Genomic DNA, 20780 nt, shown 5'->3' on the forward strand with positions numbered 1-20780 from the left:
GTGGAACATCCGTTTCGGGTGCTGAAGTGTCAGTTTGGCTATCTGAAGGCGCGGTATCGAGGATTGGCGAAGAACACGGCTCAGATCGAAACGCAGTTCGCGCTGGCTAATCTGTGGATGGCGCGCAAGATGCTGTGAAGCGCAACGAAGGCCGAAGGCGTGCGGTAAAGGCGAGGCTCGGACCGCCAGGATGCGACCGGTAGCGCTCCACCGCAGTCGCAGGTGACGATGTGATCTTCGCTCCATTGTGCGAGCTGGAAATCCAAAGCAGAAACGGGTTGTTCAGACCTTCCCTAACAAAGAAAATGCGCCGCTGTGCCTCGAACGCACACGGACCAAGGCACACGGCAGATTTGGCCGAAATGGTCGCGGAAGCGACCGCTAGATCATTGCGGCAAGTCTCGTCGCTTGAGATATGGCTCGCTTGGCATCCAGTTCGGCCGCCACATCGGCGCCTCCAATAACGTGCGCTTTCAGTCCGGCCGCCTTTAGCGGTTCAACCAAGTCGCGCACGGGCTCCTGGCCCGTGCAGAGTACGATATTGTCAACGTCAAACCAGGTCGGTTCCAGCCGCTCGGGCCCGAATGACACGAGAAGGCCGCGGTCGTCAATCTGCTCGTAATTTACGCCCTCAATGGCGCTCACGTCCTTCATCTTGAGCGCGGCGCGATGTATCCATCCAGTGCTTTTGCCCAGACGGGATCCAGCTTTCTCGGTACTGCGCTGAAACAGCCATACCTTCCTAAAGGGCGCGTCGGGAGCCGGTCTCACCCCTTCGACGCCACCCCGTGCAAGCTCCGGATCGCCGACGCCCCAGACTTTGCGCCACTGAGCCACGGTAGGCGCCTCACGCTGCGCAGGTTCGACGAGATATTCGGCGACATCAAAACCAATGCCGCCCGCACCGATGATTGCAACGCTTTTGCCGACGGGTCTGCGATCGTGAAGAACGTCGATATAGCTCAGTACCTTGGGATGGTTTTGACCTGGAATGTTGGGCTCTCGTGGCTTTACCCCGGTTGCAATGACCACTTCTTCAAAATTCCGGTCGACCAGTTGCTTGGCAGTCACCTTTTCACCCAGATGGAGCCTGACGCCCGTTTGCTGGATGCGTCGCTCAAAATAACCTAGCATTTCAAAAAATTCTTCCTTGCCTGGTATGACTTTAGCCATGTTCAACTGGCCGCCGATCTGGTCCGCTGCATCGAACAGATGCACCTCATGGCCACGCTCAGCTAGTGTGACGGCTGCGGATACGCCCGCCGGCCCAGCACCAATAACTGCAATGCGGCGTGCCTCGATAGCCGGCTTAAGCACGATGTCTGTTTCGTGACATGCGCGTGGGTTCACCAGGCAGCTCGCAACACGGTTGGAAAAAATGTGATCGAGACAGGCCTGGTTGCACCCGATACAGACGTTGATTTCGTTCGACCTACCGGTTGCAGCTTTTTTTACGAACTCGGGGTCGGCCAGCATCGGACGCGCCATCGAGACAAGGTCGGCGCAGCCTTCGGCGAGTACCTCCTCCGCAACGGTGGGTGTATTGATTCGGTTCGAAGCGACTAGGGGAATGCCGACTTCGCCTTTCATTTTTTTTGTCAACCACGCGAATGCTGCCCGGGGTACCGACGTCGCGATCGTCGGAATGCGCGCTTCATGCCAGCCAATGCCAGTGTTGATGATCGTGGCACCCGCGGCTTCAACCGCACGAGCAAGCATGACCACCTCTTGCCAGTCGCTACCGCCCGGAACCAGGTCGATCATCGACAGGCGGTAGATGATGATGAAGTCCGGTCCCACGGCTTGGCGGGTGCGCGAGACTATCTCGACCGGCAGACGCATACGCGCCGAGTAGTCACCGCCCCATTTGTCGGTGCGCTGGTTTGTATTCGCGGTCAGGAACTGATTGATAAAGTAGCCTTCGGATCCCATGATTTCAACGCCGTCATAGCCGGCCTCACGGGCGAGGACGGCGCTGGTGACGAAATTGGCAATGTGGCGGTCCACCTCGTCGCTGCCGAGTTTGCGCGGCGTAATCGGAGATATCGGTGCGCGCAATGGCGATGGCGCAACTGCTTGTGGATGTGCCGCATACCGTCCTGCATGGAGGATCTGCATTGCGATCTTTCCGCCTTCGGCATGCACAGCGCCGGTTACGACCCGATGGCGAGCAGCATCGCCAGAATCGAGCATCGCGCCGGCTGATGGCGCCACGGCCCCTTCGCGATTCGGCGCGAACCCGCCGGTTACAATGAGCCCGACCTGGCCGCGTGCGCGCTCCGCAAAGTACGCCGCAAGGCGATCCAGACGCTCTTCGTCTTCGAGCCCAGTGTGCATCGAACCCATAATCACGCGATTCTTCAGCGTTGTGAATCCTAGGTCGAGCGGTGCGAGCAGGCGAGGGAACTGTTCTTTTTCCATATTTTTCTCTCTTGTTCTTTTCGGTTCTACCAACGTTCGTTGTACGGACGCAGGTCAAGTTCGAACGTCCATGCATCGCGTGTCTGCCGGTGAAGCTGCCAATAGTTGTCGGCTATGTGCTTCGGGTCGACGATGCCGTCCACTTCTTTTTGCGCATACTTTTCAGGGAAGTTTGTCCGGATGAACTCGGTGTCGATTGCACCGTCAACGACGACATGAGCCACGTGGATGTTTTTCGGGCCCAACTCGCGGGCCATGCTCTGGGCCAGAGCCCGTAAAGCATGCTTGGCTCCGGCAAACGCGGCGAAGTTTGCCGATCCCCGCAGTGCCGCAGTCGCTCCTGTAAAGATGATGGTGCCCTTGCCACGCGCGACCATCCTCTTTGCCACCTCGCGACCGTTGAGAAAGCCGGCAAAGCATGCCATCTCCCAGATCTTGAAGTACTTCCGCGCGGTTTCCTCCAGGATGCTGCACGGCACGTTCGCGCCGATGTTAAAGACCAGAACTTCAATAGGTCCCACCTCCGACTCGATGCGCTCGATCAGTGCAACCACATCCTCTTCTTTCCGGGCATCGGACGAAAAGCCGTGCGCAACGCCGCCGAGATCGCGGATCTGGTCAACAAGCGGTTCAAGCTTCTCCGCCGTGCGGCGCGTCACACAAGTGACGAATCCTTCTGCCGCAAACCGCCTCGCGATTGCTCCTCCGGTGGCATCGCCGGCACCGACGACGAGTGCGACCTTACCCTTCTCCGAACTGGTTTCTGACATCTTGTCTCCTTTAAATAACGTACGTTATCTAAATGAAGATATCGGTGCGCTCGCGGGCTGTCAAGCGCGGGTTTTGAAAGAGGCGAGTGTGGCGCAGATCCACTGGGCTGCTCGACATCAAGGGCAAGCCATCTGAACTGCGTGGCCGCCGGCCGGATCGCCAGCTGCCGCCTGCCGCTCTAACGGGTCGACAAGCTTTGCGTGTTCGCTTCTGAAAGTGCGTCTTTGTCAGCGAACATCGGTTCTCGGCGAGAATCTGTTTACGCGTTTTCTCCGTTTCGACGACGCGACAACGAACCGGAGCGCCGACGCGCTGCCAGCTCACCGGCCTGGCGTGGTCGGGATCCTCTAGCCGCTCATGGCGTGGAGAGTGCAATCACCTCAGTTTCTCTTCAGCCCCTTCTTTGCGTCTGGACACGAGCGGGCGATCTCAGCCGCTGAAGGCTATCTTTCGCTTGGAGCTTTCAGACTCCGTATGCGCGATCGGTTCTATCCCCGTTCTTTCCGCAGTGTTGGAACGGGGAGAAGTCAGGCGGGCGGCGCTCAGCGAACGCTTTGAACGCTTCCTTCGCTTCGGGCGAACTCAGCCTTTCGCGAAAGTGCTCAAGTTCGAGTTCGAACTGGTCGGTCATATCCGGCGTGAACCGGTCTCTCATTAGAGACCTGGTGACAAGGACAGATTCTGGTAGGATCTGGGCGAAGCGGTGAGCGGCAGAAATGGCGCTTGAAAGTGTGTCCTGAGGAGCGAAAACCTTATTCACCAACCCCCAAGCATAGGCAGTCTGTGCGGGGCACGGCTCTCCCAAGAGGAAGAGCTCGGCTGCACGTTGCCATCCGACGACCGAAGGCAGCAGGATGCTGGACGCGAATTCGGGGCAGAGTGCGAGCTTGACGAACGGATACTGTATTTGCGCGTTGTCGCAAGCGTAGACGATATCGCAATGCAGATGTAATGTGGCACCAATGCCAACTCCTAGTCCGTTCGCCGCCGCGACGACCGGTTTTCGTAGGTTTATGAGCGACCGCACGCTCTAACGGACCGTTAGGCTTTGCGTGTTCGTTTCTGAAAGTAAGTCTTTGTCAGCGAACGTCTGTTAGCCGCGAGAATCTGCTTACGCGCTTTCTCCGTTTCCACGACGCGGCAAAGAACGAGAGCGCCGACGCACTGCGAGATAAGCGCCCAGGCATGGTCCGCATCGTCTAGCCGTTCACTCCATGTACCGTGCATCCTTTTTAGTCCGTCTTCGGCCACCTGCTTTACGTCGGGGCCCGAGCGGGCGATCTCAGCGCCTAAAGTCGGCAACGCGCAGCCAGCCTCGGGATGAAGCGCATGGTAGGAACTCAGGTACCCGCGAACAGCCTTCTCGAGGCTCGTCACGCCGTCCTCATCCTCACCAGCGAGCATTCTGCAACTGTTGTCCACTTCGCGTTCAATAATGACTTTGAAGAGTTCTTCCTTCGATTTGAAGTGGGTATAGAACGCTCCACTTGTCATGCCGATGGCCGACATGAGGCCGTCAACTCCAGTCGAGTCAAAGCCATGCTGCTTGGCGATGGAGCAGCTGCTTTCCAGCAGCCGCCGGTGTGTTTCTTCCTTGTGTGCTATCGAGTAACGCATCAGCACCCTCACGTCCATGTATTGACACTAGAGCAACGATAACATAACGTCAGGTTACTAAACAGTCGTGACCTTTCAGGTGGCGAGCAAGCTGGTGAACGCTTTGTCCGCCAATGGGCGTCGCACAGGCGGATCCTGATCTTGCTTTCGTGAAAGCGCAAGTGATCAGGGCGCGAACGTGAAAGAAGGCCGGGCGTTTTGTGGGGTGCGCAGCGCGATTTCCATCGCCTTGCTGGAAGCGAGGACTGGCGCGAACGCATCATCCAGGACGCTGAGATATCTTGCGCTACACGCTTGATCGGACGCCTCGCAGATCTGGGCCGTGTGAACGCCGGCCGGGCAAAACCTGACCGGCTGCAACCTGACTCATAACGCTGCGCCAGCGTGCTTGGCGGACCGCGACCCGTTACCCGTTTTCTCCGAATTGTTCGACGCTCGATGTTCATTCGTGACGTGACTCCCGGCCACGGCGTGACGCCGCTTTTCTGGCCGCGCAGTCAGACGGCTGCAAGACCGGAGCGGGGTGAAAATCGTTATGGCCGTTCCGGGCATTGTGCTCGGTTTCATGCTGACAAATCGAGGGGCAGCCGAACGCATCAGCATGGACGCGCGGAACGGCTGCCATTTGCTATCAAGCGAACATCAAGGGAGCATCACGCCTTGCGGTACATGGGCGCGCCCCGCGGCGCACCGATGGTGCCGCCGTCTACGACAATTTCCGCTGCCGTAATACCGGAGGCATCGTCGGACGCGAGGAATAGCACGGCCTTGGCCACTTCTTCCGGCGTCGCGAGGCGCGCCATCGGAATGGCCGGTGCCAAGGCTTCTTCGGTTGCGTCCAGCGTTGCGCCGGCCCTTGCGCCACGCGTCCAGATCGGCGTGCGCGTGCCGCCGGGGATCACCGTGTTGACGCGAATGCCACGCTGCACCAGCTCGGATGCGAACACCTTCGCCATACCGGTCACGCCCGCTTTCGTCGCGGAATAAGCGGCTGAGCCGGGAGAGCCCAGCTCACGCATCACGGAGCCGTTCAGGATGACCGAGCCGCCCACGCCCATCAATGGAAGAGCCGCTTGCACTGTGAGAAAGACACCTGTCAGATTGGTGCGAAGAATCGCTTCAAATGCCGCCGCCGTCGTGCCGCCTAGGGGTGTCGGACCGGAGATGCCGGCATTGGCGAACACGATGTCGAGCGAGCCGAAAACTTCCTTGATCTGCTTGAACGCCGACTCGACCGCGGTTTCATCATCGAGATCGGCCTGAATGCCCAGCGAGTTGGCACCAAGGTCGGCCACCGCCTGATCGAGTTTTGTGCGATCGCGGCCGGTGATCGCCACACGGGCGCCTTCCGCGATCAAAAGCTTCGCTGTGGTAAAGCCAATACCGCTGTTGCCCCCCGTAACGAGCGCTGTCTTTCCAGTGAAACGCATAGTCTTCTCCTGTGTATTGAGCCGCGAGACCGCGCCGCAAACGCGCTGAAAGCCGTTGTCGTCCGACGCGCAAAAGCCTCGCGAAGACCTTGTAAAAAATGCTGTCGAGCGGAGCAGGATAGCTGCCGCCTCCAACCCAACAGGAGCTTCATCAACATCCCATTCTGCATGTTGATCATAATACAGAAACTCAGTATTATGCCCGTCATGCAGATTGTCAAGCATGGGGAGGTAAAAAAAGTGGGTTATTCACAGGCACAGAAGGCTGAGAGCAGGCAGCGGGTTCTTGAAAACGCGTCGCGCCAGATTCGCGAAAACGGTATCGAGGCGCTTGGCGTCGCCGAGTGCATGCGCAGTGCGGGTCTTACGCACGGCGCGTTCTACGGGCATTTTTCGTCGCGTGACGCGTTGATTCTTGAGGCGCTGGAACATGCGGTGAGTCAGAGCGAGAAGCGCATCGCATCGCTCGCAAACGGCGCCGTCAAGCGTGGCGAAACGCCTTTGCAGGCCATCGCCGAAGTTTTTCTCAATGAGCGCCACGTGAAAAATCCTGGCACTGGCTGCGCGCTGTGCGCGCTCGCCGGCGAAGCGCGGCATGCGAATCCAGATGTCAGGGAGCAACTGACCCATTACGTGCGCAAGCTGGCATCACAAATCGCGCAGGCCGCGGCCGGCGATAACGAAGACGCGGCGCTCGGTATCGTCGCGATCATCGTGGGGGCCATTACCCTTGCGCGCGCCGTGGACGACGACAAGCTGGCGAAGTCGATTCTCGCTGCGTCGCTGGCACTGGTCATGACGCAGGAGGGTGCTGCGCGCTAGCCTGTCCGTGCCCTTATTACGAGGAGACAGTAGGCTCAACGCCCAAACGTTGATAATGAATACAACCGCACAGGGATGCATGGCACCGCGACGTCACCGGGACGTCACCGGGACGTAGTCGCCGGTAAGTAGCTATCGACAAGCGCGAGCGCCTAGCCGTATCGAGATGCGGCAGGGGGCCGTTGTCGAAATGTGTTGCATTGCTTTCGCAACGGGTAAAGAAATGAAAATGAGTGTACAGCCAGTCGTTGTTGCATTGCTCGCTCTAGCCTTGGTCCCACGGCTCGTGCAGATGAAGGGCTTACCCGGCAGCACGTGAAGGATCCGTTGTACAAAAGGGTTTTCGAGCGGAGGCTGCCGAAGGACGAAGAGGAAAATTGTCCCCCCCGAACCGCGCGGATATCGCTGGAGTCGGCACGAACGAAGCGAATCGTAGCAAAGCGTATTCAGACTTTGCGAAGTAGTGGAGCGCGTCGGCCGCGGTCGCCAGTCTGCCCTGTCCGCAAGTGGCTTATGTCCGGCCCTCAATGGTCGGATTCGGTTGTCGGCCGACGCCTGTGACGAGTTCCGCAATATTGAATACGCACAAGATCTGTCGATCTGGAGTCTCCATGACAACGCTTAACATCATCCGGGCGGGTTGACCCGCACCAATTTTGGCTGCGGTATGGCCCAGGGTGGCGCCAGCACTGCGTATCTTGAAGGCGCCGCAGCACACTCGTGCTATATAGACGAACTGGCCGCGCACGCCAAGGTCAATCCGGTCAAATACCGCGTGATCTACTGGGCGAGACCCCGCACGCGTTGAATTTGCTCAACGTCGCGACCCGGGCGGCGGGGTGGGGCAATGTCGTGTTCAAGGGACAAGGGGCGGGGCGCGGCGGTGATGTATGCGTTCGGCCGTTTCCTCAGCATGGTCGCGGACATCTCGGTCGATCACGAGGAGGTGCGACTGAGCCGCGTGGTTTGCGCTGTCAACTGCAGCGTGGTGGTCATCCGAACACGATTGGGGCGCAGATTCCGGGCGGCACTATTTTCGGTGGCGCTTATCTATTTCAGGGCCTGAGGCACGGTGGCTCCTATCATACGCCGTGTGGTATCGCTTTCCGGGAGTGGGCGCTGGATGAAAGCGCAGCGCGTTCCTGACCGCCGAGGACAATTTCGGCCGGGGTCGCTGGAACAATCAGGAACCGCACGTGTTCGTGGAGACCGGCGGTTTGATGTCCAGCGGGATCAGCAAGAGCACGCAGGGCATGAGCGATGCCGATATCGCCGCGACGTCCACATACCTGAGGTCGCGTCGTCCGGCGGACAGCAACGGAGCGCCGCCTCTTACGCTTAACCACCGAGCAATGAAGGTATCACTGAACCGTCTTGTGAACAATGCGAAAGCGGGCGTTTGTGCGGCGTATTGCATGCACTGCCATTGGGTCGGTGGACGCGATTTTGCGCAGACAATCGCGCCGCTGGCCGGGAATCCGAACGTGCTGGAGAAGGATCCGTCATCATTGAAAAACGTTCGTTTGAACGGTACGAAGGATCTGGTAATTGGCGGCATTTCCGCGTCGTATCGATGCGGAAGTACGGACCGGTGCCAAATGACCAGCAGATCGCGGATGGAATGACGGCGCCCCAGTCGTGACATAGGCGGCCGGAGCCAGACTGTGTGAGTCGTCCAGTTATACGATAACGCGCCGTAGGGATGTTTCTCGTTGTCGTACTCGAATGCGATGGCTTGCGGGCACCCGTGGCAGCGTCGGGCTCCGGCATAAACGCGACGTAGTCACACTTCATCGTCTTCACGAAGCTTTTCACAATGCCAGCTCCATGCGCTGCTTGAGCGCATCCCTCCTGGTAGCGTCGCTGGCACCGACGACGAGTGCAACCTTGCCCTTCTGTGAACGATTTCCTGACAAGCGTCTGAAAATAGCGAACGTTGTCCGGGTCAACATATTGGCGCACGTGCGTGCTGTTAAGCACGGGCTTTGTAAGCCGAAAGGCAGCGGCGCCATGCGTCAGCATCCTAGCATTCACGTATTGACACTAATGAAACAATAACATAACGTCCATTTAATAAACGTTCGTTATCTATGGGGAGGAGAAGTGATGAGCAAGCGGATAGAATTTTTTTTCGATGTTGGGAGTCCCACGAGCTATCTCGCGTGGACGCAGCTGCCGCTCCTATGCTCACGTGAGGATGCGAAGCTGGTCTATCGGCCGATTCTCCTGGGAGGCGTCTTTCGGGAAACGGGGAACGCATCGCCTGCCGCTGTTCCGGCCAAGGGACGATATGTAGCGCGCGACATTGACCGATATGCTCGGCGCTACGATGTGCCGTTCGCGCATAATCCGTATTTTCCCATCAACACCCTTCATCTGATGCGCGCGCTGGTCGGCGTGCAGTTGCGGCGGCCGGATCGATTTGACGCATTTTTAGAGGAGACTTTCCGCGCAATATGGGTGGATCGCCTGAATATGGGTGATCCCGAAATTGCGGCAGGCGCGTTTGTGAAAGCGGGCGTCATGCCGAATGAATTACTCGTGCTGGTGAATGACTCCGAAGTGAAGGATGCGCTCAAGGCCAACACCGATGAGGCTGTGCGTCGCGGCGTATTTGGGGTTCCGACAATGTTCGTCGGAATGGAAATGTTCTTTGGCCAGGATCGGCTAGACTTCGTGAGCGACGCGCTGAGAGCTGAATAAAATGGGAGCGCCCGGGCAACGAGCCAAACTTCAAGATTGCCCGTCAACCCGTGTGACCGGTCAAGCGAACTGCCGCTTCACTCAGCGATCGCGTGATGCTAGCGCGAGGTTGATTTCGTTGGCAGCTAGCTGAAGAACTTGAAGATGCTCATTGAGCATTCTCTCTCTTGAATTGCGATGAACGTGACCGGCGACGTTCATCGCTGCCAGAATCCGGCCTGACTTGTCCTTTAGCGGAACCGCTACCGCAGTCAGACCTGCTTCCAGTTCCTGGAAGTGAAAGCGTAGCCGCCATCGCGCTGAGCGTCGCTTATTGCGTTGATGAGGTCGTCGAAGGACGTCAGCGTGGTGCCCGTATGCGCAGCAACTTCGCTTCGCGCAAGTCTCTCCCTCCTCTTAAATTCATCCAGTGCGCCAAGCAGCACTCTGCCGGTCGCTGTTGCCCACGCGGGAAGGCGAGTTCCGACTGAAAGATTGATCGACATGATCTTCTTGGTTGAAGCACGCCCGATGTACACGACATCGGTATCGTCAAGCACGCAGACGGAACAGGATTCACCGGGGCGTTGTCAGGTTGCGTGACTCGTCGGATAAGATGGCGCGATGAAGAAATCGAAATCGCGCTATCACGGTCACCGTTTCCCGGCTAGTGTCATCAGCTGCGCTGTTCGATGGTATTTCCGCTTCCAATTGAGCCTGCGCGACATCGAGGAACTGCTTTTCGAGCGCGGCGTGATCGTGACACACGAGACGATCCGATGCTGGTGTGACAAGTTTGGTAAGGGCTTTGGTCATCGAGTGAAAGCGGTGCGACGCAAGCCGGGTAGTACGTGGCACCTCGACGAGATGTTCGTCACGCTTCGTGGCGAACCGTACCTGCTGTGGCGTGCGGTCGACGAGCATGGCGCCGAACTCGACATCCTGCTGCAAAAGCGGCGCGACAAAGCCGCTGCCAAACGCTTCTTCAAGCGTGTGCAGCGTTCGAGCCCGGTTCCGCGCAAGATCGTCACCGATCAGTTGCGCAGCTATCCGGCGGCAAAAGCCGAGATCCCGGAACTTGCGAACGTGAAGCACGTGTTTGTCAAAGCGGCAGCTCGGCTGAACAACCGCGCAGAGAATAGCCACCAACCGACACGTGAGCGCGCGCGTCGCATGCGCGGCTTTCGCGACCCGAAACGCACACAGAAATTTCTCTCGTGCTTCGGACCGATCAGGCAACTTTTCGCGCTCAAGCGGCATTTGCTGCGCGCTTCACTCTATCGCAAACAACTCGCGGCCCGGTTCGTTGCATGGCGCGAATTCGCCTAACTCGCCCAAAATCCGTCGACCGCTTTCTGATAGTCGTCACACCTGCCGTCGTGCCGTCTCACTCTCGGTAACTTGACACCCATTAGTCGGCCGGAGTCAAGGTACAAATCTCTTCCCCCTTGCGATTGCCATGTCGATATGTTTTCCATCGACATGGCAATCGCAAGGACGCTTGTGGTGCGTCTCCTGTCTGCATGATCAATATCGCATCCGGTTTCTCAAAGCTGGTTGCGAAACGGATCGCACCAGACACCCATCTGGATCAAGCATGCCGTGAGGTAAGTCACGTGTGCCCTGGCGGCCATGGCCGCCCCGGAGAAACGTTGGTGCCGGACGAGGTCCAAGGGGTTGGGCAAAGCCGTGGCTGTTGCGTGTGCAACGCCAGTCAAACGTGGCTCCCCGCCCGGGCGACCCGATTGCTTGCAGACAGTCGGTGAGGTGAAGCAAAGGGAAGACCCAATCAAAGCCATGGCTGTGCACCAGTCAAGTTACCGGGTTCGTTCCCCTTGCATCACCTGCTAGCCAAAACAGCGAACTGTCTCAAATGGTTTGTGCTCCCGAAGCATGTGATAGCAGGCGCGAGCCAGCTTGTGCGCTAGTGCCTTGATCGCAACGATGCCGTTGCGCATTCGCTTCTTGCGTTCGTAAAAGCGCCTGGCTTGCGGACACGTACGGATCGCGAAATTGGCCGCTTCGACAAACGCCCATGCCAGATAGCGGTTCCCGTTCTTCGTGTTGCCTTCGCCCTTCTTCCTGCTGTTGCTTTCGCGCCTGCTGTCCACGCAGCGACAGTAAGAACTGAAGTGGCCAACGGTGGCAAATCGCGAGATGGTGCCAGTTTCCAGCATGATAGTGGTCGCCAGCACCGGACCAATGCCGGGCACCGTGTTCAGCAGCGCGTAATCCGGATTCAGTTTCACCTGCTGCATGAGTCGCCTTTCGATGATCTCGATCTGCTGCTGAAGCGTTCCCAGGACCGCCAGGTTGGCCCGGATCGCGAGCGTTACGTCGGGCGCAAAACCGAATCGGCTCACCTGCGCGCCATCGAGGCGCTTGACCTGCGGCCCGTGCATCTGCGAACCAGTATGCCGCGCGAACAGGTTGCCGATCGCGAGAATCTGGGCGGTACGGCACTGCACGAGCTGCATCCGTTTGCTGCGAGGTCGCGTACCTGCCGTCCGTCCGCGGGGTAGATGTAGCCTTCGGGAAGCAGCCCCAGACGCAGTAATTGTGCGAGATGGGCCGCATCGGTGAAATCACCACTGTATTTCAGCCCCTCGTGCTGCCTGATCGCTGCCGGGTTGGCGAGATGAACATGGTATCCATCCGCAAGCAGTGCATCGACCAACCAGTACCAGTTGTACGTCGCCTCGATGACCACACCTTCCAGTTCTTCGCGATGCGGCGCCAGTGCGGCGCGGATCTGCAACGCGTCGTTGGGCAACCGCCGCTGATAGACGATGTGGTCCACCTCATCGCTCACCACGACCACACTGTTGTTCGAGTGCAGGTCGATTCCGCTAAACTTTTTCATGCCGGCCTCCTGTGCGTCACGTCGGTGTCGCAACCCTGACTCTACGCCAGCCGTCCTACCGGAACGGCGCGAGGCCGGCTATATGATTATCAATGCCTTAGTCGCCCCAGATTCGACCGGCAAGCATGCCCGTCAGGCGTGGTTGCTCGATTCGCATGCCCCTTGCCGGCATCAAAGAGGCCGTTAATGCCAGCAACGAGGAAATCCGGCGCTGTTTTTTCTCTGCGTGATTCTGCGCGATATCAGCGAGCCGGTGGTCGAGAAACGGATTCAGCAACCGCTCACGGAGCTGGCCCACGTAGGCGAGTGCATCGTCCCGTTCCCCCAGTGCGTCGAATACGGGTATTACTTCCTCGCTCCAGACCGCTTCGAGTTCCGTCCGCAGGACAGTGTCATTCATCGCACTGTAGACAGTCTCGTCAGCCGGGCGCGCGTCGCGCAACCAGCGCTCGGCGAGGAACGTATGCCCGAGGTTCAGCAGGAATAGCTTAAGCCGCTCGAAATGCTGCAGATTGTCGGTAAGCACGATCGAAGGATGGACACACGGCACCTGCAACCGCGGCTGCCTTTCGATCGCCCACAGGGCATAGGGTTCGGCGACCGCACCCACAGGCCTGATCGACTCCGACACGATCCGGTCAACGAGTGAATTGGCCCACACGCAATGTTCGGCGAGATAGCGAATGAAGTCGCCGGGTAAGCCCCATTGCGACGCGAGCTCCACGACAATCCCGCGTAGCACGTCGCCATTTCTCTCGATCAGTTCGCAAGGAAACAGCGACAGTGGTACGTCGGGCCGGCTTTGCCAGCGCGCGTGCAACAGAGCGAGCAGTCTGGCAGGGAAACTGTGTGGTACGAGGGCTGGATCGGCGAGATCGCGGACGTTATCGCGGCCATCGAGCTGGTAACCCCGGTCTCCTGTATTCGAAACAATTATCTGCACCGGACCGGAGACCGCCGCGCGGATCCGGGCCCAATCCTCACGCACATGCACGGCTTGGCGGAGCGCACGTCCGGTGAGCGTCTCGTCGACGATTTCGCCTGCCTGCAGTCCTCGTATGCGCACCGGGTAGACGCCGTCGTTCGAGAGCGCACCGATGCGCATGGCGCTGTCGGCGCTTTCGGTGGTTTGAACCACGGTAATGCCACCTATCGCCGCGCCTGACTCGTCCGACTCGAGTGCCTGCGACACGAAAAGATCAACATGTGCCTGCAGGAAACGGCTTGTGCCGAACTGGAGGATGGGCTGCTCTAGAGGTGCGGTCAATGTTTGTGCTTCCTCATGCGAAATTCGCATGCCTAACATTCCACAATAGCTTTAACGACACCGCCGGCCGGATCGAGCAGCGTAGCAAATTGAGCAGGGACATCGGACAGCGCTATTCGATGCGTATTGAGCGCACGGTCCGGGATCTGTCCGGCCCGCATTGCCTTGACGACCGTATCGAAGTCCTCAGCCGTGGAGTTGCGGCTGCCGAGCAGCGTGGCTTCGCGTTTGTGAAACTCGGGGTCGGAGAAAGTAATGGTGTCAGCCACGATTGACACTAGTACGTACCGGCCGCCATGTGCGATGAACTGGAAGCCTCGCTCCATTGCTTTATTGTTGCCGGTTGCATCGAACACGACATCGAAGAAGTCGCCGTCCGTGAGGGCTGACAGTTGCGCCGTATCGTCCTCTCCGATTTGCACGGCTGCCGCGACGCCCAGTTCCGTTACGCAGAAGTCGAGCCGGTCTGCACGCGTGTCCAGGGCTGTAACGGCTGCGCCCCGGAGTCTGGAAAACGTCAGCACCGCCATGCCAATCGGACCGGCGCCCACTACGAGGACCCGCTCGCCTTGCTTGACTTCGGCACGCCTGACCGCATGCGCGCCGATCGCAAGGAACTCGACCATGGCCGCCTGGTCGAGCGTAATGCCTTCGGCCTTGTGGACGAACTGCGCGGGGATGCTCAGGTACTCGGTGAATGCACCGTCACGATGCACCCCTAATACCTGGATATTCACGCAGCAGTTGGTCTTGCCGCGAAGGCACGCGATGCATTGGCCGCACGAGAGGTAGGGCATCACATAAACTGGGTCGCCAGCAACGAGTCCGCTGTGCGCCGGCGCCTGTTCGACGATGCCGGACATCTCGTGGCCCATCACGCGCGGATAAGCCAGATAAGGCTGATTCCCTGTGAAAATATGCAAGTCTGTCCCGCACACGCCTACACGCTTGACGCGCACCAGCACGTCATTTTCTCCGGCCTCAGGTTTGGGCCGTTCCTGTGCGCTCAGCGTTCCTGGTGTCTCGCATATCACCGTAAGCATGGCAATCCCTGTGTCGTCGCCGCCTGAAACGGCGCAAGAGTGGTCTCAATATCATTTGCAGCGGGTCCCATCTCGATCGAGGCGCCTGGACCCGCCCGGTCGATCAATACAGCACGTTTTTCGCCTCAGGCTTGTCGATGTTCTCCTTGTTCACCATCACCACGCCCGTGTCGAGGTCCTTCGGCACCGCCTTCTTCTCGATCAGGCTCACCACCGTTTTTACGCCAAGCTCGCCCATCTGGTATGAACCCTGAACGGCGGTGGCAGTGAGTGTTCCGTCCTTGATAAAGCCTTGAATGTCCTGGTTGCCGTCGAAACCGATTGCCACCACCTTGCCCGCCTTGCCCGATTGTTCGAGGGCGCGGCCCATGCCTACTGCGGTCGGCTCATTCGCACCGAAGATGCCCTTGAGGTCCGGGTTGGCGGTCAATGTGTCCGTGGTCTGATTCAGCGCGGTCGCCATCTGCGAGTTCGAATAGAACGGACCGACTACCTGCAATTGCGAGTGCGCCCTCAGATAGTCGCGGAAGCCGCCGACCCGGCCGATTTCGGAGCCCGCGCCTGCGACGTAAGACATGATGGCGATCTTGCCCGTCTGACCGACGTGATCGATCAACGCCTTGGCGCACAGTTCGCCCGCCTTCTTGTTGTCCGTGGACAGGAACGACTGGTAGTACTGCTTGCCGGAATCGGAGAGCGCGGAATCGATGATCACGACCGGGATATGAGCCTCCCATGCTTTCTTGACGGCAGGTACGAGCGCATCCGGATCGGAGGGCGCCAGCACAATGCCGGCCACCTTGCGATTCACCGCGTTCTCGACCATGTTGACTTCATCGGCTATAGCCGTTTCAGCTGCTGGTCCCTGGAAGGTCATCGTGTAGCCTTGGATCTGACCCATGGCGGCGTTTGCGCCCTTCTGGACGTTTTGCCAGTAGTTCGAGCTTGAGGTCTTGACGATGACGGCAATTTCGCCACCGGCGGCGTGAGCAAGTCCGGTTGCCAGCATAAGGGTGGCAGCCAGCAGACTTAATTGGAAAGTGCGCATGTGTCTACTCCTCTGAAGGATTTGTTGTCGTACATGGACTTCTCGGTGCTGCTGACCAGGCTGGCCCGAAGCATCGATGGACTTCACCGGCGATTGCGGAGCTGGTCGATCCAGACAGTGCCCAGAATCACCAGGCCGATGATGATTTGCTGAATGAAGCTGGACACTCCATTCATGTTCAAGCCATTACGCAGGATGCCGATCACGAAAGCACCGATGGCCGTGCCCGAGATCGTGCCGACGCCGCCCATAAGCGAAGTGCCGCCGATCACAGCGCTGGCAATGGCATCGAGTTCGTACATCACACCTTCATTGGGCTGCGCAGTCAGCAGACGCGACATCAGAACGCAGCCGGTGACACCTGCAAGTGCGCCGGACAGCACATAAGTGAACATCGTCACGCGTGCAACGTTGACGCCCGAAAGCCGGGCTGCCTCAGCGTTCGAGCCGACCGCGTAGATATGGCGGCCGAGCGTCGTGCGGCTCAACATGATCGACACCGCAACGGCGATGACAATCATCAACAAGACTGGGTAGGGTATGCCGGGAAACGTCACGTCCGGAAAGCCGTCTGCGCCGATCGTCTCGATCCTGAAGAGCGAGCCGTTGCCAAGCACGCCGAAGGCTTCGCCGAGTCCCGAAACTGGCCGCGCGCCCGTGATTTGCAGTGCCAGGCCACGCGCCACCAGCATCATGCCCAGTGTGGCGATGAATGGCGGCAGCCGCATGCGCGTCACGCACAGACCGTTGACTGCGCCGCACAGTGCGCCGACTACAATGCTAAGCACCATACTGATGGTGACGGGCATGCCGGCCTTCACTGCGAGCGCGGCCACCACGCCGGAGAGCGCGAGTACCGAGCCAACCGAGAGGTCGATGCCGCCGGTGATGATTACGCAGGTCGCAGCGACGCCAAGGTAGGCGATCGACGTCACCTGCAGCGCGACGGTCATCGCGTTGTCGACTGTATGGAAGGCCTCACTCGTGGATGAGAACACCAGGATCATTACGATCAGGCTGGCGAACGCAGCGAACTTCTGGATCAGGTCCTTGCGCCGTTCATTGGCGAGTGATGGGCTGGGACGTGTAACCGTGCTCATTGCGAGGCTCCCGATGCGTCCGCTGCTACCCTGCGACCCGAGGCATAATGCATGATTTCTTCCTGACTGGTTTGACGGGTGTCGAGGATGGTGACGAGGTTGCCCTCATGAAACACAGCTACGCGGTCAGTCATACCGAGTATCTCGGGCAGTTCCGAACTGATCATGACGACGCCAATGCCTTGTGCCGCAAGCTTGTCGAGCAATTCGTAGATCGCGAATTTGGCGCCGACGTCGATGCCACGCGTGGGCTCGTCGAAGAACAGCACGCGTGAATCACGAAACAGCCACTTGCTGATGACGACCTTTTGCTGGTTGCCGCCGGAAAGGTTGCGGGCGATCTGCCTGACGCTCGGGGTGCGAATGCCTAACTTGTCGATATAGCGCTGTGCGACGGCGGCCTCGGTTGCGAAGCGGATAAACCCAAAGCGGTTCGACACGGCATCCATGTGGGCCAGCGTGATGTTGCTGGCAACAGGCATGTTGACCGACAGACCGTTGGCCTTACGGTCCTCGGACAGATACGCAATGCCGTGCCGGATAGCGTCGATCGGCGAGCGGATGGCAAGGGTCTCGTTGCCTAGCCTTAACGTGCCGCTGTCGGGCAGATCGGCACCGAAGATGGCGCGAGCCACTTCGGTGCGACCCGCACCCATCAGCCCGGCGAAACCCAGGATCTCGCCGCGTCGCAGTTCGAAGCTGACGGGGCTAAAGACATTCGTGCGCGTGAGCCGGTCGACCGACAGCAAGACCTCGTGGATCGGCCCGGACGTGCGTGGCGGAAACTTGTCCTCGAGCGAACGGCCGACCATGCGTGCTACCACCTTATCGATGGTGGTTTCGCGAAACACATCCGTCGAGACATAACGTCCGTCGCGCATCACGGTAACCCGGTCGACGATCTCGGTCATTTCGTCGAGCCGGTGGGAGATATAAATGATCCCGACGCCTGTGCGTTTCAGTTCGTGGATGATCTTGAAGAGCTGGCTGGTTTCTGTCTCCGTGAGGGACGAGGTCGGTTCATCCATGATCAGCACTTCGGCGTCTAGCGAAAGCGCCTTGGCAATTTCCACCATTTGGCGTTGCGCAACCGAAAGTGTGCGCACGAGCGTCCCCGGCGCGATGTCGACGCCGAGCCGGTCGAGGCAGCGCTGCGCATCGGCGCGCAGCCGTGCCCGGTCTACGAAGATGCCGCGACGCGGTTCGCGGGCGAGAAAGATGTTCTCGGCCACCGACAGATGCGGCACCAGGTTCAACTCCTGGTGGATGATGGCGATGCCCGCGGCCTGTGCTTCGAGAGACGTAGCGAAGCGGCAGTCGTTACCCTTGTAGACGATGGAGCCGTCGTCGGGCGGATACTGGCCGCTGATGATTTTCATTAGCGTCGACTTGCCGGCGCCGTTTTCGCCGCATACGGCGTGGACTTCGCCTCGCCTCAGGTCGAAGTCGACGCTGTCGAGCGCCACTACGCCGGGAAAGCGCTTGGTCACACCCGTGAGGCGCAGCAACTCGGGGCTCTGGTCGGGCCGCGCGGCGCCAAACGTAGTATCGGCGGTCGGTGTGTTTGCCGGTCCGGAAGCTGACGCGGGGGCAGACGCGAGGTGCTCCTCCGTGACGGCTTCAACGTCAAGGCGATCGGGATGACCGGAGTCCGAACGCACCGGCAGAGGTCGGCGCGGCACGGGCTGGCTCGAGAATTCCAGCAAGTCTGTCTCCAATTCGTGACTCCGCAGGTTGGCGGGTACGTCGTTCCGTTCTTGGCGGATCTAGCCTTCAGCCGGCGCGACAGCGAGCGGCGAGAGGACTGATTGATCATAGGTAGGCATCGTAAATTGGTCAAGCCACTTTTATATGTGCCCGCTAGGCCAATAGTGGTAATAGCTGATTTGAACTTGCGGAAAAACAGTGAATTCCCTTATGTGCAGCGCAATGTCTGGTGAATTGGCTATTGCGCAGCGGCGTGACCTATAATCTTTGCGTAGTCGGGTAACGGCAAATTGGCCCGGCCAATTGTATCGACATGAGACATTCCTATGGCTCGCCAGGCAAAGCCTTTGCTAGGAGGCGATTTGACAGGCACGCAACTGAAACAGGTAGAGACCAAGCGTCTCTATCAGCACATTGCCGACCAGATCCGCTCATTGATTGAGTCAGGCGGTTTTGCGCCGGGCGCGCGTTTGCCACCTGAGCGTGATCTCGCGCAGCAACTTGGCGTTTCGCGGCCATCCTTGCGCGAAGCGTTGATCGCGCTCGAGATCGCGGGCTCCGTCGAGATTCGCCAGGGCTCTGGCGTCTACGTATGCCGGGCGCTGGAACGCTCATCGAATGCAATCGCTGCATTGGGCGAAAGCCCGTCTGAGTTGATGCAGGCGCGCGCGGTGCTGGAAGGATCGGTGATCGTGCTGGCCGCCGCGCTGATTACACCCGGGCGATTGGCCCGCTTGCGCGAGACGCTCGATGCGATGCGATCGCAGGTCAAGGCAGGGCGTTCTCCGCTCGAGCATGACCGCGCATTCCATGTCTGTATTGCCGAGATGAGCGGCAACCTTGTGTTGGTCCGGATGGTGATCGAACTATTCGACGAACGGCATAGCCCGATTTCGGCGCGTCTTAGCGGCCATGCGGAGACGAGTCAGACCTGGGTGGCGGCCCTTGAGGAGCATGAGGCGATATATCGTGCGATCGAGGAGCGCGACCCGCTCGCCGCCCAATCGGCGATGCGCAGCCATCTGAAGGCATCTGAAATACGATGGACTGAAACGGGATGAAACCCGATTGTGGATTCGTGCAAACCGGTGTTCTGGTCTCCAGGTTCTCGCGAACTCACGGACGCAGCAATACACGACCGAAGGCACGTCGTCTCAGCACATATCGATGCGCCTGTTCGGCTTGATCGAGTGGAGACACCTGATCTATGACCACGCTCAGTTCGCCGCGAGCGGCGGTGGTGAGGATTTCGTGCACCTGGCATGGACGCGTTCGTGCTCCCGAACGAGGGAACTGGGAAAGTACACGCCGTGCAAGCTGTTGTTGCCTCGCCAAAGCGTGACAGGGTCGAGCTATTCACTATCGCGGCCTGAGACGCCCACCGCGATGGCGCGTGCGCCGTAGGCCAGCGACTGAATGCTGCGAATCAGGTTTTTCCCTGCGATGCTATCCAGAACGACGTCGGCTCCCTGTCCACCGGTATTGGCCATAACCTTCGCGACAAAGTCGTCATTTTTATAATTGATGCCCAGATCGAGGCCGAAAGGCTTGAGTTGCTAAAGACGGGAATCGTCGGACGCTGTCGCCGGAACCCGGGCTCCGGCTCGCTTGGCGAGCTGGATCGCCGCCAGTCCCAATGCACCTGCTCCGGCGTGGATCAGTACCGTTTCGGTTTCCTTCAGTTTTCCGGCAGTAAACAGGCATTCATATGGCTCTGTCAACTTGTCGGGCGTAGACTACCTGAGTATCTAAAGCATAGTTATCCTTATCAGATAACTTACTCGACTGCGGCAGTAACAGTCCAACCATGCCATGTGGCGAAGCGTTCCTGGAGTACGGCACGATGACATGCCGCGTTCATCTGATGTCTGGGCAACGCGAAGTGCTGCCGGATTGGGCCGAAGCATGAGAGGAACGCCTGCGTGCGACGCGCATCGCGAAAGCCGCACATCTGTCGTTCGCGCCTGCGGGTCGGCTGGTGGCTGTTCTCAGCACGGTTGTTTACGCGT

General features: G+C 59.1%; 20 protein-coding genes and 4 pseudogenes. 7 read left to right on the forward strand and 17 right to left on the reverse strand.

From position 1 onward, the window contains the following. On the forward strand, positions 1-138 hold a 138-nt coding region (locus HHL24_RS41235), incomplete at its 5' end, for a transposase (protein ID WP_169488769.1). Between the two features lie 243 nt (positions 139-381). Here the strand turns inward: HHL24_RS41235 and HHL24_RS41240 are convergent. The 5 genes from HHL24_RS41240 to HHL24_RS41260 all read right to left on the reverse strand — a co-directional run bounded on the left by HHL24_RS41240 (position 382) and on the right by HHL24_RS41260 (position 6464). Continuing rightward, positions 382-2421, reverse strand: a complete 2040-nt coding sequence (locus HHL24_RS41240; protein ID WP_169491024.1) for an NADPH-dependent 2,4-dienoyl-CoA reductase — start codon at positions 2419-2421, stop codon at positions 382-384. A gap of 26 nt (positions 2422-2447) precedes the next feature. Further along, positions 2448-3191, reverse strand: a complete 744-nt coding sequence (locus HHL24_RS41245; protein ID WP_169491025.1) for an SDR family oxidoreductase — start codon at positions 3189-3191, stop codon at positions 2448-2450. Between the two features lie 464 nt (positions 3192-3655). Next, the gene (locus tag HHL24_RS45255) at positions 3656-4219 is read right to left on the reverse strand and encodes an enoyl-CoA hydratase-related protein (RefSeq protein ID WP_169491026.1); all 564 of its coding nucleotides are present in this window, start codon (positions 4217-4219) and stop codon (positions 3656-3658) included. Positions 4220-4233: 14 nt separating this feature from the next. Then, positions 4234-4809 (reverse strand): TetR/AcrR family transcriptional regulator, encoded by a 576-nt coding sequence (locus HHL24_RS41255; RefSeq protein WP_169491035.1) that lies wholly within the window; start codon positions 4807-4809, stop codon positions 4234-4236. A 653-nt stretch (positions 4810-5462) separates the two neighbouring features. After that, positions 5463-6464 (reverse strand): SDR family NAD(P)-dependent oxidoreductase, encoded by a 1002-nt coding sequence (locus HHL24_RS41260; protein WP_230417794.1) that lies wholly within the window; start codon positions 6462-6464, stop codon positions 5463-5465. A gap of 15 nt (positions 6465-6479) precedes the next feature. Between HHL24_RS41260 and HHL24_RS41265 the strand changes: the two genes are divergently transcribed. The 3 genes and pseudogenes from HHL24_RS41265 to HHL24_RS41270 all read left to right on the forward strand — a co-directional run bounded on the left by HHL24_RS41265 (position 6480) and on the right by HHL24_RS41270 (position 8686). Continuing rightward, positions 6480-7061, forward strand: coding sequence for a TetR/AcrR family transcriptional regulator (locus HHL24_RS41265; RefSeq protein WP_169491027.1), 582 nt, complete (start codon positions 6480-6482; stop codon positions 7059-7061). A 724-nt stretch (positions 7062-7785) separates the two neighbouring features. After that, positions 7786-8102 (forward strand): annotated as a pseudogene (locus tag HHL24_RS44420) (xanthine dehydrogenase family protein molybdopterin-binding subunit); the annotation flags it as partial. A 155-nt stretch (positions 8103-8257) separates the two neighbouring features. Next, the gene (locus tag HHL24_RS41270) at positions 8258-8686 is read left to right on the forward strand and encodes a hypothetical protein (RefSeq protein ID WP_169491023.1); all 429 of its coding nucleotides are present in this window, start codon (positions 8258-8260) and stop codon (positions 8684-8686) included. A gap of 56 nt (positions 8687-8742) precedes the next feature. Here HHL24_RS41270 and HHL24_RS45260 read toward each other — a convergent pair. Further along, positions 8743-8882 (reverse strand): annotated as a pseudogene (locus HHL24_RS45260) (IS3 family transposase); the annotation flags it as partial. Positions 8883-9167: 285 nt separating this feature from the next. Here HHL24_RS45260 and HHL24_RS41280 point away from each other — a divergent pair. Next, a complete protein-coding gene (locus tag HHL24_RS41280) occupies positions 9168-9764 on the forward strand; it encodes a 2-hydroxychromene-2-carboxylate isomerase (RefSeq protein ID WP_169491028.1) in 597 nt (198 codons plus the stop codon). Between the two features lie 81 nt (positions 9765-9845). On the opposite strand, the gene HHL24_RS45265 is transcribed toward HHL24_RS41280, so the two are convergent. Both HHL24_RS45265 and HHL24_RS41290 read right to left on the reverse strand, forming a co-directional pair. After that, positions 9846-10031 carry an IclR family transcriptional regulator domain-containing protein gene (locus tag HHL24_RS45265; protein ID WP_169491037.1) on the reverse strand — a complete coding sequence of 62 codons (186 nt, stop codon included), beginning with the start codon at positions 10029-10031 and terminating at the stop codon, positions 9846-9848. Continuing rightward, complete coding sequence (locus HHL24_RS41290; RefSeq protein WP_456238537.1) at positions 10016-10303, reverse strand: IclR family transcriptional regulator domain-containing protein; 288 nt, start codon at positions 10301-10303, stop codon at positions 10016-10018. The genes HHL24_RS45265 and HHL24_RS41290 overlap by 16 nt, the downstream gene beginning before the upstream one ends. 64 nt (positions 10304-10367) lie before the next feature. On the opposite strand from HHL24_RS41290, the gene HHL24_RS41295 reads away from it, so the two are divergent. Continuing rightward, positions 10368-11072: an IS6 family transposase gene (locus tag HHL24_RS41295; protein ID WP_169491030.1), complete on the forward strand. Its 705-nt coding sequence runs from the start codon at positions 10368-10370 to the stop codon at positions 11070-11072. A gap of 518 nt (positions 11073-11590) precedes the next feature. Here HHL24_RS41295 and HHL24_RS45345 read toward each other — a convergent pair. From HHL24_RS45345 to HHL24_RS41325, 6 genes and pseudogenes are all read right to left on the reverse strand, one after another. Then, positions 11591-12606, reverse strand: a pseudogene (locus tag HHL24_RS45345) (IS110 family RNA-guided transposase). Between the two features lie 97 nt (positions 12607-12703). Beyond that, the gene (locus tag HHL24_RS41305) at positions 12704-13903 is read right to left on the reverse strand and encodes a mannitol dehydrogenase family protein (RefSeq protein WP_169491031.1); all 1200 of its coding nucleotides are present in this window, start codon (positions 13901-13903) and stop codon (positions 12704-12706) included. A gap of 2 nt (positions 13904-13905) precedes the next feature. After that, entirely contained in the window at positions 13906-14916 is a 1011-nt protein-coding gene (locus tag HHL24_RS41310) for a zinc-binding alcohol dehydrogenase family protein (protein WP_169491032.1), read from the reverse strand. A gap of 103 nt (positions 14917-15019) precedes the next feature. Then, on the reverse strand, positions 15020-15964 hold the full coding sequence (locus tag HHL24_RS41315; protein WP_169491033.1) for an ABC transporter substrate-binding protein: 945 nt from the start codon (positions 15962-15964) through the stop codon (positions 15020-15022). Positions 15965-16047: 83 nt separating this feature from the next. Further along, positions 16048-17064 carry an ABC transporter permease gene (locus HHL24_RS41320; RefSeq protein ID WP_169491034.1) on the reverse strand — a complete coding sequence of 339 codons (1017 nt, stop codon included), beginning with the start codon at positions 17062-17064 and terminating at the stop codon, positions 16048-16050. Then, on the reverse strand, positions 17061-18572 hold the full coding sequence (locus tag HHL24_RS41325; protein ID WP_206003252.1) for a sugar ABC transporter ATP-binding protein: 1512 nt from the start codon (positions 18570-18572) through the stop codon (positions 17061-17063). Before HHL24_RS41325 ends, HHL24_RS41320 begins: the two co-directional genes overlap by 4 nt. 576 nt (positions 18573-19148) lie before the next feature. Between HHL24_RS41325 and HHL24_RS41330 the strand changes: the two genes are divergently transcribed. Next, positions 19149-19832, forward strand: a complete 684-nt coding sequence (locus tag HHL24_RS41330; RefSeq protein ID WP_169491039.1) for a FadR/GntR family transcriptional regulator — start codon at positions 19149-19151, stop codon at positions 19830-19832. Between the two features lie 55 nt (positions 19833-19887). On the opposite strand, the gene HHL24_RS44935 is transcribed toward HHL24_RS41330, so the two are convergent. From HHL24_RS44935 to HHL24_RS41340, 3 genes and pseudogenes are all read right to left on the reverse strand, one after another. After that, positions 19888-20028, reverse strand: coding sequence for a zinc-binding dehydrogenase (locus HHL24_RS44935; RefSeq protein ID WP_329606831.1), 141 nt, complete (start codon positions 20026-20028; stop codon positions 19888-19890). Positions 20029-20123: 95 nt separating this feature from the next. Continuing rightward, positions 20124-20303, reverse strand: coding sequence for a zinc-binding dehydrogenase (locus HHL24_RS44435; protein WP_329606832.1), 180 nt, complete (start codon positions 20301-20303; stop codon positions 20124-20126). 245 nt (positions 20304-20548) lie between these two features. Continuing rightward, positions 20549-20780 (reverse strand): annotated as a pseudogene (locus HHL24_RS41340) (IS6 family transposase); the annotation flags it as partial.

This window comes from Paraburkholderia polaris, assembly GCF_012927345.1.
GTDB lineage: Bacteria > Pseudomonadota > Gammaproteobacteria > Burkholderiales > Burkholderiaceae > Paraburkholderia > Paraburkholderia polaris.